Annotated in this window: 10 protein-coding genes, 4 tRNA genes and 1 pseudogene; all 15 read right to left on the minus strand. The window is 41.4% G+C overall.

What is annotated here, in order from left to right; genetic code table 11:
- Positions 1-6: 6 nt before the first annotated feature.
- Positions 7-831 (minus strand): two-component system regulatory protein YycI, encoded by an 825-nt coding sequence (locus tag ACOT8F_RS13940; RefSeq protein WP_421652540.1) that lies wholly within the window; start codon positions 829-831, stop codon positions 7-9.
- Positions 818-2,173, minus strand: coding sequence for a YycH family regulatory protein (locus tag ACOT8F_RS13945; protein WP_421652541.1), 1,356 nt, complete (start codon positions 2,171-2,173; stop codon positions 818-820). The genes ACOT8F_RS13940 and ACOT8F_RS13945 overlap by 14 nt, the downstream gene beginning before the upstream one ends.
- The gene (gene walK, locus ACOT8F_RS13950) at positions 2,163-4,028 is read right to left on the minus strand and encodes a cell wall metabolism sensor histidine kinase WalK (protein ID WP_421652542.1); all 1,866 of its coding nucleotides are present in this window, start codon (positions 4,026-4,028) and stop codon (positions 2,163-2,165) included. The genes ACOT8F_RS13945 and walK overlap by 11 nt, the downstream gene beginning before the upstream one ends.
- A 6-nt stretch (positions 4,029-4,034) precedes the next feature.
- Positions 4,035-4,748: a response regulator YycF gene (gene yycF / locus ACOT8F_RS13955; RefSeq protein ID WP_421652543.1), complete on the minus strand. Its 714-nt coding sequence runs from the start codon at positions 4,746-4,748 to the stop codon at positions 4,035-4,037.
- A gap of 534 nt (positions 4,749-5,282) precedes the next feature.
- A complete protein-coding gene (locus ACOT8F_RS13960) occupies positions 5,283-6,704 on the minus strand; it encodes a peptidoglycan DD-metalloendopeptidase family protein (protein ID WP_421652544.1) in 1,422 nt (473 codons plus the stop codon).
- Between the two features lie 366 nt (positions 6,705-7,070).
- Positions 7,071-7,143 (minus strand) — tRNA-Phe (locus ACOT8F_RS13965).
- A gap of 196 nt (positions 7,144-7,339) precedes the next feature.
- Positions 7,340-7,416, minus strand: a tRNA-Asp gene (locus ACOT8F_RS13970).
- 10 nt (positions 7,417-7,426) lie between these two features.
- Positions 7,427-7,501: transfer RNA gene (locus tag ACOT8F_RS13975), tRNA-Glu, on the minus strand.
- A gap of 9 nt (positions 7,502-7,510) precedes the next feature.
- A tRNA-Lys gene (locus ACOT8F_RS13980) sits at positions 7,511-7,583 on the minus strand.
- Between the two features lie 186 nt (positions 7,584-7,769).
- A complete protein-coding gene (locus tag ACOT8F_RS13985) occupies positions 7,770-9,062 on the minus strand; it encodes an adenylosuccinate synthase (protein ID WP_421652545.1) in 1,293 nt (430 codons plus the stop codon).
- 636 nt (positions 9,063-9,698) lie between these two features.
- The gene (gene dnaB, locus ACOT8F_RS13990; protein ID WP_421652546.1) at positions 9,699-11,054 is read right to left on the minus strand and encodes a replicative DNA helicase; all 1,356 of its coding nucleotides are present in this window, start codon (positions 11,052-11,054) and stop codon (positions 9,699-9,701) included.
- A 108-nt stretch (positions 11,055-11,162) separates the two neighbouring features.
- Positions 11,163-11,612, minus strand: a complete 450-nt coding sequence (gene rplI, locus ACOT8F_RS13995) for a 50S ribosomal protein L9 (protein ID WP_421652547.1) — start codon at positions 11,610-11,612, stop codon at positions 11,163-11,165.
- The gene (locus tag ACOT8F_RS14000) at positions 11,609-13,588 is read right to left on the minus strand and encodes a DHH family phosphoesterase (protein ID WP_421652548.1); all 1,980 of its coding nucleotides are present in this window, start codon (positions 13,586-13,588) and stop codon (positions 11,609-11,611) included. Before ACOT8F_RS14000 ends, rplI begins: the two co-directional genes overlap by 4 nt.
- A 52-nt stretch (positions 13,589-13,640) precedes the next feature.
- Positions 13,641-14,545, minus strand: a pseudogene (locus ACOT8F_RS14005) (YybS family protein).
- A 341-nt stretch (positions 14,546-14,886) separates the two neighbouring features.
- Positions 14,887-15,126, minus strand: a complete 240-nt coding sequence (rpsR, locus tag ACOT8F_RS14010; protein ID WP_421652549.1) for a 30S ribosomal protein S18 — start codon at positions 15,124-15,126, stop codon at positions 14,887-14,889.
- Positions 15,127-15,136 lie beyond the last annotated feature (10 nt).

The raw sequence follows: 15,136 nt of genomic DNA on the forward strand, positions 1-15,136 counted from the left end.
AGATTCTTACTTTTGATCTGATTTCACGACTTCTCCTCTAATAGCTGTCACAAAGAAATCTTCATTTCCGTTCACGACAATGTGCCACGCAGGCGCCAGGATCTGACTGTCTTTAAAGGGATATTGTGTGTAATACCCTAATTCTGCTTTTGTTACCTTATTTTTGTGTGATAAATCAAATTCATTGTTTTTAAAAAGAGCTTCTACCGCTTTGATAGCCGGAATAATATCCTCACTGTCTTCTGCTTCTTTAATGTTTACAAGAATGGACTGCTGATAAGCATAGATTTGGTTTTCATCATTTATTTTAAAAACAAGGACGCCAATCCCGCTGGAGGGATTTTTTTGAAAAATGGTCTTTCCTTTATAATCCTGAAAGTAAATCAGCTGATTGTTCTCTTTATCATACTTCCAGAAACGGTACTGGTCACCAAATAAAATGTTGTCATTCACAAATTGCTGCATTTTTTCCTGCATGTTATCTGCTGGCAGAGGGACAGGCTGGTTGAATTCCATGCTTAGCTGCACAGGATTTTGACTGCCATTATTCTGTACAGGGATAGTAGATGAGTGCTGATCTTTCAATTTTTTATTTTTTAGATCCTCTGCAGTAAAGATTCTATTGTTGCATGTAATATAAGAACCTTTATCTGCTTCCTGTGGAAGCTGAGAGAGCTGGATATCGTTTGCAGATAGAGTATCTTCTATAGTGGAAGCCTGAAGGACATCATACTTGTTGCTGTTTCTCGTCTCGATATATTGGTACAAAAGAAATAGATCCAGCACCAAAAAAGCTATGATAAAAATAGTTTTTGTTTTACTCCAATCCACCGTTTTTCCCCCTTATGCCATTTTCACTGAAATGAATGGCCTGAATCAGACCGGTCTTTGTTTCCATAAACCATACCGGATCGATGCTGACCAGCATGTTTTCCTTCGCACTCATTTCGTAGCCGGGGAAAATCCGTTTAACATTCTCAGGATTATAAAGATCGGTACGTTTTTGAAGAATTTTCATCAATTCTTCTCCTGATTCAATTGTCGTCTGGGGGCTCCTTAGCTTTGAAGACAGCTTGTAAGTTGGACGAATGTATTGGGCAATATCATTGTTTCCCCATTCTTCGATAATATCAGTAGGCCCGAATTGATTGATTTCACTCGGAAAAACAGGCAATCCGTTTTCCATCATAAGCCGAAAGGAAACCGACTGGATACGATTAGTATCTATTTTGTAAAAAACATATTGATTCGTCCATCCGCCATGGTTATTTAAATAGTCAATACTTTGCTGAATAGATGTCGCCCGATCTGAAGTAAGAGAAGGTTTAAAAAGACTGGAAAAAGTCATTTTGTGATCATTGTTGAATACCACAAGCAGATGAGAAGTATCCGTATATTCAACCTTGTTTAATCCTTTTTCCTGATTTAACAGTTCACTTGTAAATAAGACCTGTTTAAACTCATCTGCATTATAAACCATTGTTTCATAATCAAATCGATTGAGTGTAAGAGGCTTTTTCGGCAGCATGAGCATATTGTCCGGAGTAATTCTCTCTGCAAAATAACCTTGAAAATCGGAAAGTCTAGAGAAAGCTCCTTTATCAAGCTGACGCACATCCGCCTGTTTGACAGTTGCCTCAAGCACTTGCCGATGAAAATAGGAGACAAAATAAATTTTGCTCCAGCCGCTGTTTTTGTCATCATCATCAAGCGGAATGACAATCCTGTCAAAAGAAGAGTACAAGACCGCTTTATCCTTCCATTTAGAAAAAATGGATTGAAAGGTTCCGGTCGGTATTTCATCAGAGAAGACAAGTTCTACCTTCCGTTTTCCATCTTCACCTTGTACCCAATTTAAGAAACCATTCTTAAATTGATCGGAAACTTGTCTCGAATTCCTAATATCCCAGGTGCTCATTTTGTTCCAAACCTTGTTGATGACCCCAGGGTCGAAGGTTCCTTGATGCTGTTTATTTTCATGGTAAAAAATTTGGACTGGTTTAACCACATCAGACAATTGCTTTGTTGTAGCCGTTAAATCCTCTGGCTCAAAGTATTTGCTTTTTGGAATATAGTCAAAGTTAGGCTGAAAGGTCCAAATATTCCAAGTAAGGAAAATACTTAACAGTGACAAGAAAATCAGCGTTATTGTTTTAACCCGCTCACGCTTCATCCCACTCATCCTCTTCGATTGGGCTGTATGGAAGGGTAAATGACACAACTGTTCCTTTTCCTTCCTTGCTCTCAGCCCAAATCTCTCCATCATGCGCATTAACCATTTCCTTGGCGATGGCAAGGCCAAGCCCTGTCCCCCCAAGCTTTCTCGTACGTGCTTTATCTACTCTATAAAACCGTTCAAAAATCTTCTTCACGCTGTCTTTAGGGATTCCGACACCCTCGTCTTTTACACTGATCACAATCTCTTCTTCTTCTTCAATCACTCTGAAGGTAATTAGCCCCCCTTCAGGAGAATACTTCATTGCATTGGAAATAATGTTATCCAGTACTTGAGTGATTTTATCGGTATCAATTTCGACGTAAAGATCCTTATCAGGCAGCAGGCGGCGGAATGACACATGATGAGATTTCGTCATTTCAAAACGGTCGATAATTTTATTAAAAAAGTCTGTAAAGTTAATCCATTCAGGAGAAAGCCTGTCATCTTTGCTGTCGAGCTTTGAAAGGTGCAGCAGGTCATTGACAAGACGAATCATCCGCTCTGTTTCATTTTGCGTAACATGAAGAAAATGCGGAGCAATTTCTTTATCTTCCCATGCGCCGTCAGCCAAAGCTTCCAAGTAGCTCCTCATGGTTGTTAAAGGAGTTCTCAGTTCATGCGAGACGTTAGCAACAAATTCTCGTCTTTCCTGATCGATTTTTTCCTGTTCTGTAATATCATAGATTACCGCTATTAATCCATCAATTCTTCCTTGCTCCTGCTGAATAATGGAAAAATTAACTTTTAAAATATAAGGTTTATCTTCTATGCTGACATCAAGTATGAGAGATTCCTGTTCTTCAATGAGCTGTTCAAACGAAAAATCCTCTTCTATATCAAGAAGCTTTATAACAGAAAGATCTATAGCAGTTTCACGTGAAACATTCAGCATCTGAAGAGCTACATCGTTAATTAGGATAATTTCACCAAGCCTGTTCGTTGCGACGACACCGTCTGTCATATTGGTTATGACACTATCAAGCTTTTTCCGCTCGCCTTCTGTTTGGGCATGGGCATCATCGAGCTCTTCTGTCAGATGATTGAAGGTAGCAGCAAGCTGCCCGATTTCGTCGTGTCCATAAACCCTTACCTTCCGCTTAAAGTTCCCTCTCGCAAGCTCCATAGCCTGCTTCCGCATATCAGAAAGCGGTCTCGTGATCGTCCGGGCCAGGATCACTCCGAGTACAGCTGTAATAGCAAGAGAAATACCTGTACCAGTGGCCAAAATACCGTTGATCAGCCTAATTTGGCTGTATACATCTTTCATAGAAGCTTCAACGTAAATGATACCATCTGGATCTTGCTTCGATCGATTGATTCGAAAAGGTGTTGCTGAAATTTCCACCCTCTCATTGGTGCTGGGATCCACTTTAATAGGGTTTTTATCAGGCTTTACATCAGGCGCAAGGACAAGCTGCTGCAAAACAAGAGGCTTCGTAGTTTTCTTACCAACGATGTCCTGCTGGTTAGGATCTGCCGTAGCCAAAACAACAGCATTGCTGTCAATCACTTGAACTTCTTTTATTGTACTATCATTTTTTTTAAAACTCGAAAGATCAGAGGCAAGGTTTTCCCTGATGGCTTTCTCGTCTTTTTTTTGGCCGGGTGTTTCTTTCCCCAGCTCCTGCGTCACATTATATTGGAGAAGACTGATTCTCTGTTCAAGTGAGTTTTCAAAATTATTCGTAAGGGATGATTCAAGCTGCTTGACGAAATAAACACCGATGATCTGCATTGCTATAATAATCAATAGCACGTAGATCACGGTGAATTTGAAGTGTATGGAACGAAAAAAACCTACTTTAACCATTCTATTTTACTCCTGTTCTGGATTTCGCAAATAATAGCCTACTCCTCGTCTCGTTACAATCCAGGTAGGGTGACTCGGATTATCCTCAATTTTTTCACGCAGACGGCGCACCGTTACGTCGACAGTTCGGACATCTCCAAAATAATCATAGCCCCATACGGTCTGCAGCAAGTGCTCACGTGTCATAACTTGTCCAATGTGTTTCGCAAGGTAATGAAGCAGTTCAAACTCACGGTGAGTTAATTCGATCGTTTCGCCGCGTTTTGTCACCACATAGGCATCCGGATGAATCACTAATGAGCCTATACCGATCTCATTTGAATCGTCCTGCTGATCCTCCGCAGTGCCAACAGCGTGCTGTCTTCTGAGATTTGCTTTTACTCTAGCCAGAAGTTCTCTTGTGCTGAAAGGCTTTGTTACATAATCATCTGCTCCAAGCTCGAGACCGAGAACTTTATCAATTTCAGAATCCTTTGCAGTCAGCATAATAATTGGCATTTCGTACTTTTTGCGTACTTCTCTGCAGACTTCCATGCCGTCTCTGTTTGGAAGCATGATATCAAGCAGAAGCAAGTCAGGCTTCAATTCTTCAACCTTTTCAAGGGCGTCATTGCCGTCATAAGCGCAATATATGTCATAGCCTTCTTTTTTCAGATTAAATTCCAATATATCTGCAATCGGTTTTTCATCATCTACAACAAGAATTTTTTTCTTTTCCATGTTACTTCGCCCCTTTAGCAAAAGGTTTCAAACCTATTATTAATGTAACAAATTCCTTTCAAATAATCACGGTATATTACAGGGAAAACCATTATTTTCTAGTAGGAATGATTCATTTTCTTTTTAGTATACCCCTATAATACAATTCGGTCCTATAAAAAGGAAAAAGGACAATAAAAAAGCGCAAGGCGCTCGTATATCAGCGGCAAGCACAAGAAAAGCTTGACTATTAGAAGGTTGTGATTTAACCTTCTAACCAGATTGGCTTGTGATCTCGAGCTGATGGTTCCTGGAGCTAAATTCAGCGCGCAAACTGAGTGAAGAAAGGATATAAATTATGATTTTATAAGGCTGTTTTCGCAGAGATTGTTGTTTTTCGTACTTGCTCTTATCACGCATTTAGACTAGCATCGGGGCATCTTTTCTTTAAGTTTTTGCCATTCCAATGGTTTCGAGGACTAAATATAGGGTCATGAGCAACAAAGTTTAAGAAAAGAGCCTTTTATAAAGAAAAACCTCTAGCAGCACTAGAGGTTATCTTTTAAGATAGTTAAGCGGGTTCTTTAAATTTCCATTTTTATATACTTCAAAGTGTAAATGAAGACCTGTGGAATGTCCAGTTGAACCCATTACTCCAATCTTGTCGCCTTTTCCAATTGTATCACCTTTAGAGACAGAGATGGAGCTCAGATGTCCGTATACAGTTTTCGTCCCATTGCCATGGTCAATTTCAACCTTATTCCCGTATCCGTGGGAAACACCAGCAAATACAACTTTTCCATTATCAGCTGCTTTGATGGTTTTATCCGTTACACCGGAAATATCAATTCCTTTATGCAGCTTGCCCCAGCGGTACCCCATCTTGCTTGTGATCACGCCGCCCATTGCAGGCCATTCAAGGCTGCCATCACCAACAGAGGACTCCTTTTTTGTACCCTTCATGACAATTTCCTTCACAGGATCTTTTACCTTTTGTTCTTTGGTCATTTCCTGAGAAATGATTTGGCCGTTTTCGGTGCTGATCTGATAGCCTCGGTCAGCCTCACCTTCTTCACCTTTTTGCTTGATGCTTTCATCGCCTATTTTACGGGATGCATCATCTATCTTTTCCGTTTTAAAAGGAATGCTTTCTTGCTTTAACCGTTCTTCTTTTATAAGAACATTGAAGTATGGTTTTTTTTCTGCAATCGTCAGTGTTTCTCCAGGTTTAATTGATTCATTTTCTTTAAGAGAAGGATTCAATTCCTTCAGCTGATCCAATGTCATGGAAAAGTCAGAAGCAATTTTGCCTAAATCATCTGCCTCTTTCACTTCATATTTCCCTTCTTTGTCAGTTCCTTTTCCAAGAACATCAAGGGCTTGGCTAACTGTCATAATCGCTTCTGGTTTGGCCTTGACCTCACTCAATTTTACGCCATCAGACAACTTAAGAACTGTTATGCGGGACTCATCTTTTTTAAGCTCTGGAAGGCTCTTCTGGTTATCTTTATTCTCTTCATAAGCCTGTAGCTTGTCTTCAGTTGTGAAGCGCAGTTTATACTGCTTGAGAGCCTCTTCAGCATCCTCTTTGCTTTTGAAAAAGACAACAGGCTTTCCATCAGCAAAGATCGCAGTGGAGTTAATGGCAACATCCATTTCCTTCTCCATTTGTTTTACAGCCTCACCATTATTTGCTTGAGGTCTGAACATCTGCTCTGGCACAATCTCCATATTGCTGATGGTAAGAGGCAGCCCTTTGAACTCATCCTGCTTTTTCTTAATCGTTTCCTGGGAAACCTTTTCAATAAGTTCCTTATTATCTACCGTTCCGATCATTTTCCCATTCATGTATATATGGTAAACAGTAGGGAGGATTTCCTCTGCAGAAGCTCCGCTCGTCCCAAATGTTAAAGCTGCAGCGAATACACCGCCTGTAAGTGTCCGCCTTACAGCCTGCAGCTTACTTTTTTTATCCATCACTCGATTCTTCCTTTTTCGCAAGAATATTCCTCCCCTGAATGTAGTGATTCTTTTTAAGCCATACGTTGTTCTATGTATGTGATATAAAAAAGCAGCTTAGGAAATAAGCCGCAAAATTGCACTTTAATAGATTAACATACTTCTAGTGGCCATCCAGGGAAGTTGAAGAAATGTAATCTTTTTGTATTTCGCATGTCATATTCCCTTGTAATCTGTAACATGATGGGTAATTGATGCCAATTTCGGCCTATAATGTGAAGGGAATGGAGGAAGAATACGGAAGGAAAAAGGGTAAAAAAAGAAAAGGCCTGGAAATCTCCCAGACCTTTTGCAGCAACTGGATAACCTCCAGCTCGCCTTTGATGGCTCGGGACGGAATCGAACCGCCGACACATGGATTTTCAGTCCATTGCTCTACCGACTGAGCTACCGAGCCACATTAAGTGAATAATACTATTGAGTTTCTTCTTGCTGGTCATCGCCCAAATCTCAGGATGTTTAGCCAAGCAGCTGCTCGATTTGTGCGCTGATGCATCGCTTCGGTGCACACTCAGTCGCTTCCTCGACCTTCTCGCTTATTGAAACCCTCTCATTTTCAATTAAGTTTTCAGATGCATGAAAGAAAACAAGAATGGCGGTCCGGACGGGACTCGAACCCGCGACCTCCTGCGTGACAGGCAGGCATTCTAACCAACTGAACTACCGGACCAATTATGTAATGGTGACCCCTACGGGATTCGAACCCGTGTTACCGCCGTGAAAGGGCGGTGTCTTAACCGCTTGACCAAGGGGCCATTGAAAAGTGAGCCATGAAGGACTCGAACCTTCGACCCTCTGATTAAAAGTCAGATGCTCTACCAACTGAGCTAATGGCTCATGATTTTACTCTATTAAATACTTCGAACAGAACGTTTTTAATAATACCATAGAATAAAAAGGAAAGACAAGAAATTTTTTCACAAAAATAAAAAAAGTTTTCGGACTGCTACTAGTTAGGAGGAAAATAATAAAAAAAGAGAGGCTGCTGAAGATCCATTCGGCAGCCTCTCTAATAAATTCCTATTAATTTGTGCTGTAAACACTTCTAACTACGTTTGTTTGTGAACGGTCAGGTCCAACTGAGAAGATAGAAAGAGGAATTCCGGTAAGCTGAGAAACGCGTTCTATATAATGACGCGCATTATCCGGAAGCTCCCCAAGCGTTTTCACACCTGTAATGTCTTCAGTCCAGCCTGAAAGCTCTTCATATACCGGCTCGCAATCAGCGAGGGCTTTTAAGCTTGCAGGAAACTCTTCAATAATCTCACCTTTGTACTTGTAGGCAACACAAATCTTCAGTGTTTCAATGCCTGTTAAAACATCAATAGAGTTAAGGGAAAGATCAGTTAGTCCGCTGACTCTGCGTGCATGGCGGACGACAACACTGTCAAACCAGCCGACACGTCTCGGACGGCCTGTTGTTGTGCCGTATTCGCGGCCGACCTCACGGATCCTGTCGCCGATCTCATTGTTCAATTCGGTAGGGAACGGACCGTCACCAACACGTGTTGTATAGGATTTTGAAACTCCAACAACATGGTTGATTTTTGTAGGACCAACGCCTGAACCGATCGTTACGCCTCCTGCAACAGGGTTGGAAGAGGTAACAAACGGATAGGTCCCTTGATCAATATCCAGCATAACCCCTTGAGCACCTTCAAAAAGAACGCGGCGTCCTGCATCAAGAGCATCATTAAGGACAACTGAAGTGTCACAGACATATTGTTTGATCTGCTGGCCGTATTCATAATATTCATCAAGGATGTCGCTGATCTCAAAGCCTTCTGTTTCATACATTTTTTCGAGTAAGCGGTTTTTCTCCCCAAGATTCCGTGCAAGCTTTTCTTCAAAAACTTCACGGTCCAATAAATCAGCCATACGGATTCCGATGCGTGCTGCTTTGTCCATATAAGCAGGGCCAATCCCTTTTTTCGTCGTGCCGATTTTGTTGGCGCCTTTCCGTTCTTCTTCAACAGCATCCAGTTTTAAATGATAAGGCAGAATGACATGAGCCCTATTTGAAATTCTTAAATTATCTGTACTGACTCCTCTTTCATGAAGGTAAGCCAATTCCTGAACAATTGCTTTCGGATCGACAACCATTCCATTTCCAACTACACAAATTTTATCTTTGTAAAAAATCCCTGATGGAATGAGGTGAAGTTTGTAAGTGATTCCATCAAATTTAATTGTATGGCCTGCATTGTTTCCGCCTTGGTAACGCGCGATAACTTCGGCGTTTTCTGAAAGAAAATCAGTAATTTTACCTTTTCCTTCATCGCCCCACTGTGTTCCGACAACTACCACTGAAGACATTAATCGTGCACCTCCGTATGTAATTAGACTTGCTATTTCAATCCATTTATATACACTAAATTCATTCAATATTGTATCAATCGGCTATGAGAAAGTCAATCTATTTTCCGAACATTAAACTCAAAATACATTATTTTCGTTCGTGAATAGGTGTGTAGACGCATAAATAATGGGAGAGAGGGAGAAAAGCAAATTGAATATCAGTGTTTCTTTCCTTAGATTAGGTGGAGAAAGGGACTATGAGCATTTACATTTTTAATGCCTGGAGAAGCATCCTTCCACTAAGAAAAGCGCAAGCGCCTTGAACAGCCCCGACAGCTGCTTACGGAAAATCACACAAAGTCCGGTTTTGACTTTGAGGGATTTTCTGAAGCGACCTAAAGACTCGGGCTAGGCGCTGGAGCTAGACAAATCAACTTAGGAATTTATACTTTCTTATCTTTTAAAAAAGGCTGTTTTCGCAGAGATTGTTGTTTTTCGTACATGTTCTTATCACGCATTTAGACTAGCATCGTGGCATCTTTTCTTAAAGTTTTTGACATTTCAATGGTTTCGAGGAATAAATATAGGGCCATGAGCAACAAAGTTTAAGAAAAGAGCCTTAAAAAAAGACTGCATCCAAAACAGATGCAGTTTCTAAGCCCCTGGAGCATCGTCAAATCTCCGCTCTAAGTTCACGAACTTGTTATATTCCTTTACGAAAGCCAAGGATACCGTACCGACTGGACCGTTACGCTGCTTGGCTATGATGATTTCGATTATGTTTTTGTTTTCCGATTCTTTATCATAGTAATCATCGCGATATAAGAATGCCACGATATCGGCATCCTGCTCAATACTTCCTGATTCACGAATATCAGACATCATCGGACGCTTGTCCTGCCGCTGCTCAACTCCGCGGGATAGCTGGGAGAGGGCGATAACAGGGACTTTCAGTTCCCTGGCAAGGGATTTGAGTGTCCTGGATATTTCTGACACTTCCTGCTGGCGGTTGTCTTTTGATCGGCCGCTCCCTTGAATGAGCTGCAGGTAGTCGATGAGGATCATCCCGAGGCCCGCCTCTTGCTTTAGACGGCGGCATTTAGCGCGGATTTCACTCACTCTGATACCTGGCGTATCATCAATATAAATACCAGCATTTGAGAGGCTTCCCATTGCCATTGTCAGCTTGCTCCAGTCCTCGCTTGTCAGATTCCCTGTTCTAAGGCTTTGGGCATTGATATTGCCTTCTGCACAAAGCATCCTCATAACGAGCTGATCTGCTCCCATCTCAAGGCTGAAGATCGCTACATTTTCTTCGGTCTTTGTCGCCACGTTTTGAGCAATGTTCAGGGCAAATGCTGTTTTCCCTACTGATGGCCTTGCGGCAACAATAATCAAGTCATTCCGCTGAAAGCCTGCCGTCATACGGTCAAGCTCACTGAAGCCAGTCGGGATACCAGTAATATCGCCTTTTCTCGTATGAAGCAATTCAATGTTGTCATACGTTTGAACAAGTACATCTTTAATATTTTGAAAGGCTCCAGCATTTTTTCGCTGGGCTACTTCCATAATGTTTTTTTCCGCTTCATTCAGAAGATCTTCTACCTCGTCCTCACGGGTATAACCGTCTTGAGCAATTGAACTTGCCGTTCTGATCAGCCTGCGCAAAATCGATTTTTCTTCTACGATTCTCGCATAATACTCAATATTTGCGGCTGTCGGAACAGAGTTGGCTAAATCAGTGAGATAGGAGACACCTCCGATTTCTTCAAGCAAGTTGACGTCAGCAAGCTCGGAGGTGACTGTAACTAAATCGACAGGTTCCCCTTTATCAGCAAGCGTCAGCATTGCGTTAAAAATCTTTTGATGTGCAGCCCGGTACAAATCCTCGGGTATTAATACTTCTGTAGCCAAAGTAAGAGCTTGAGGCTCAAGAAAGATAGCCCCAAGCACTGCTTGTTCTGCTTCAATATTCTGAGGGGGTATCCGATCACCAAAAAGTTCATTCATGATGATCACCGTCCTTTTTATAGTGTGATAGATTCTATTGTATATGAAAAATGTGATAATGCTCTAAGTGAATTTTACCACTTCCTGCATTATCACATCCAATGGAATTTATTTCTCTTCTGTTACGTGTACTTTTAACGTAGCTGTTACTTGAGTGTGCAGCTTCACAGGAACATTCGTAAAGCCAAGTGCCCGTATAGCATCCGGAAGCTCAATTTTACGTTTATCAAGCTTGATATCGTGCCCTTTTTTCAAAGCATCCGCGATTTGCTTGCTTGTAATAGAACCAAACAGGCGGCCGCCTTCGCCGGATTTTGCTTTCAGCTCTACTGTCAGCTTCTCAAGTTTTTCTTTTAGCACCTGAGCTTGCTTCAGCTCCTCAGCTGCTTCTTTTTCTTCTTTTTTCTGCTGCCCTTCAAGGCTGGAGACATTAGCATTATTTGCCTCAATAGCAAGATTCTGTTTGAAAAGGAAGTTATGGGCATATCCATCTGCCACATTTTTAATTTCGCCTTTTTTTCCTTTACCTTTTACATCCTTCAAGAAAATTACCTTCATGAATTGGTGCCTCCTTCGATATATTCAGTTATAGCATGTTTCAGCTGTTCTTCTGCCTCATCAAGCGTTACCCCTGAAATCTGGGTAGCTGCATTCGACAGATGCCCGCCGCCGTTTAAAGCTTCCATCACAAGCTGTACATTTATTTCGCCAAGAGACCGGGCACTTATGCCAACCGTTTGATCATCCCGCTTCGCAAGAACGAAGGAAGCAGAAACACCGCTCATGGTTAGCAATGTGTCTGCAGCTTGGGCGATGATCACCTGATCATACGTCTCTTGGTCAGATGGATCCGCTTTGGCAATAGCAATTCCATTATCCAGCAATGTGGTGTTTTGCACGAGCCTTGACCGTTTAATAAAATGCTCAATGTTTTCTCTCAGGAACTTTTGCACAAGAACCGTGTCTGCACCTTTAGATCTTAGATAAGAAGCAGCGTCAAACGTCCTTGAGCCGGTTCTAAGAGTAAAACTTTTCGTATCCACAATAATTCCTGCAAGAAGAGCGGTTGCCTCGACCATACTCATTTTAAGGATTTTCGGCTGGTATTCGAGGAGCTCTGTTACAAGCTCAGCAGTCGAAGAAGCGTAAGGCTCCATATAAACAAGCAGCGGATCACGGATAAACTCTTCTCCCCTCCGGTGATGATCAATCACAACCACGTCATCAATCTTGTTCAGAAGCTTTTCTACCATAACCATTGATGGCTTATGAGTATCCACAACAACAAGAACGGTATTTTCGGTAGCATTTTCTAAAGCTTCTTCAGGAGAGATAAAATGAGACCATAATTCAGCATTCAGCCTTACTTCATCTATCAGACGCTGAACCCCTGAGCTGATCTCGTTTTCATCCAATACGATATAGCCCTGTTTTCCATTCACCTGGGCAACCTTCAGGATACCGATGGCAGAGCCAATAGAATCCATATCAGGATTTTTATGGCCCATAATGAGCACTTTGTCGCTTTCTGCCACAATTTCTTTTAATGCATGGGAGATAACCCTTGCTCTGACACGGGTCCGCTTTTCCATCGGGTTGGTTCTGCCGCCATAGAACTTAATCTTCCCGTTCTGCTGCTTTATGGCAACCTGATCTCCGCCGCGTCCAAGTGCAAGGTCAAGACTGGACTGTGCGAGATCTCCAAGCTCCTGCAGGCTGTGCAGACCGGCTCCAATCCCGATGCTCAATGTCAAAGAGACGTTCTGGACTGTTGTTTTCTCCCGAACTTCATCAAGGATTGAAAATTTAGACCGCTCAAGCTTTGCTAAAATATGTTCATTCAAAACAGCAAGAAATCTTTCAGAAGAGACCCGTTTCAGGAACAAGCCATAATCAATCGCCCACTTATTTAATAACGATGTGACATCACTGTTTATATTGCTGCGGGTCTGGTCATCCATTCCCTGTGTTACTTCATCATAATTATCAAGATAGATAAGAGCAAGTACTGTGCGTTCATTTTCATATTGCTTTTCTATTTGAGTTTGCTCTGTCACATCAAAAAAGTAGAGCAATCTCTCTTCTCTTTTAATAATAACCCTGAATTTCCGGTCGTGAAGTGTAATCGTTTCAGACTCAACCTCCTGCTTAATGAGAGGTACAAGGGCTTCAGCCACATCAAAAAGAGTGCGGCCAATCAAGGTATCTTCATCAAAACAAGAGGCCAGAAATGGGTTGGTCCATTCAATATAATACTGGTCATTGATCAGCATTATCCCGATGGGCATTTCCATCAGGGCTTCTTCTCCCACTTTTTTCAGACGATACGAAAGGGTCGAAATATAGTCTTCCATTTCCGACTTTATTTTCAAATCTGCCTGTTTTAAGAAATACAGGACAAGTCCTAAAAGGAGGGTAAAAGCAATGCCAAGCATCCAGCTGAAATAGAAAACGGCCAAAATTGCGATCACTGTCACGCCAATCAAAGCATATATGGGATAGCGGAATAAAGGTTTTTCATAAAAGCTTGGCATATTGTTTCAGCTCCTTGTAACCGTGAAACCGTTTAAATTTCCGGGGCAATAATCAGTTTGAGCTGCCTTTAATTCTCCCTCTTAAGGCAAATCCTAAATCAATTATACCTAAGATTCGAACAAGTTGTAGCAAATAGGGAATGAAAATGGTAAAAACAGTAATTGTTATAGGAAATCCTATTGAAAATCCTTTTTTGTGAAAAAAATAGTAAACGAAGGATAAACCCTGAATAATCAGCAGCAATTGAAGAAGGGCTGACAGATTTATAACAGCCAAATAGGGCAAGCTTCCTTTTTCCAGATTCATCATTCCAAGAACAATCACGATCAAGTAATACCACACAATGCTTTGGGGAAGTTTCCATTCTCTGAAGGGCAAAAGCTTTGCTGGTGCCATGTTCATCCGCTTTAGTACAGCTGATGCGATCCAGTGCGTAATAAAGGCGTAGAAAGCACCGATCATAGCGAGACATGACGGGATCAGGTAGATATCTGCAGCATTTGATCTTTCATCTGGTTTACTTTTTTGGCATCAACCTCCTGCCCGAATTGCTTCAGAATAGGAAGTGCCTGCTGAATCGTATCATCAACAAATGTACCTAGCCCTCCTTTTGGAAAGAGATTCAGAAAAAAAGCATAGCTTCCAAAAATAAGAACAAAACCAAATAGATAGGCAACACCGCCTGCAGCAATCGCTGTTCCTGATTTCTTTTTCTTATAAAAATACCCCATCACCAAACCGCTCAAGCAGAAACTGAACGTTTGAGGTATCATGACCGCCTGGCCAAGAACAGCCGCCAAAAAAACAAAAGCAAGCAATAAAAGAAATGCTGTCTTCAATTGATGCCTTATCGTATAAAGGATAAATATGATTGGATAGATAAGCAGAGTAATAACACCTGCTAAAGGTATGTATGCTGTAATAAGGGTCAGGACCGCAAATAAAGCCAGCAGCATGGCACCTTCTGTAATCGAATTGACGCGCTTCAAAACTTCACCTCTTTATATCTCTTTAGGTTTATTGTATGACAATCGTGTATTTATAAGCAAACCGTTCACAAAATAGTTTGGAACCGCAGGATCTTTCTAAAAAGTTGTTCTCGCGAAGATTGTTGATATTCGCTGTATTCAAAACAGCATAAAGACTAGCATCGCGGCATCTTTTCTTAAAATTCGAAAATATGTATAGATACTCGGAATTCATTTATAAAGATGAAAAAACAACAAAGTTTAAGAAAAGAGCCTTCTAAAAAGCAAAAAAAGCAGCAAGGGATCCTCACTGCCTTTTTTCTATGCTATTATTCACCTGATACGTAAGGAAGCAATGCCATTTGGCGTGAGCGTTTAATAGCAACAGTTAATTTACGTTGGTATTTAGCGCTAGTTCCAGTTACGCGACGAGGTAAGATTTTACCGCGTTCGGAAACGAATTTTTTAAGAAGATCCACATCTTTGTAATCGATATGAGTGATTCCGTTAGCTGTAAAGAAACACACTTTACGACGTTTTGCACGTCCGCCTCTGCGTCCACCTGCCATCGTTAAATCC

It is taken from the genome of Chryseobacillus diguaensis (genome assembly GCF_049220665.1).
Taxonomy (GTDB): domain Bacteria; phylum Bacillota; class Bacilli; order Bacillales; family Bacillaceae; genus Metabacillus_B.

What these genes read in the sequence shown, in the direction of transcription:
- ACOT8F_RS13945 (WP_421652541.1), bottom strand. Translation starts at nt 2,173, where the DNA reads ATGAAGCGTGAGCGGGTTAAAACAATAACGCTGATTTTCTTGTCACTG.
- walK (WP_421652542.1), bottom strand. Translation starts at nt 4,028, where the DNA reads ATGGTTAAAGTAGGTTTTTTTCGTTCCATACACTTCAAATTCACCGTG.
- yycF (WP_421652543.1), bottom strand. Translation starts at nt 4,748, where the DNA reads ATGGAAAAGAAAAAAATTCTTGTTGTAGATGATGAAAAACCGATTGCA.
- ACOT8F_RS13960 (WP_421652544.1), bottom strand. Translation starts at nt 6,704, where the DNA reads ATGGATAAAAAAAGTAAGCTGCAGGCTGTAAGGCGGACACTTACAGGC.
- ACOT8F_RS13985 (WP_421652545.1), bottom strand. Translation starts at nt 9,062, where the DNA reads ATGTCTTCAGTGGTAGTTGTCGGAACACAGTGGGGCGATGAAGGAAAA.
- dnaB (WP_421652546.1), bottom strand. Translation starts at nt 11,054, where the DNA reads ATGAATGAACTTTTTGGTGATCGGATACCCCCTCAGAATATTGAAGCA.
- rplI (WP_421652547.1), bottom strand. Translation starts at nt 11,612, where the DNA reads ATGAAGGTAATTTTCTTGAAGGATGTAAAAGGTAAAGGAAAAAAAGGC.
- ACOT8F_RS14000 (WP_421652548.1), bottom strand. Translation starts at nt 13,588, where the DNA reads ATGCCAAGCTTTTATGAAAAACCTTTATTCCGCTATCCCATATATGCT.
- rpsR (WP_421652549.1), bottom strand. Translation starts at nt 15,126, where the DNA reads ATGGCAGGTGGACGCAGAGGCGGACGTGCAAAACGTCGTAAAGTGTGT.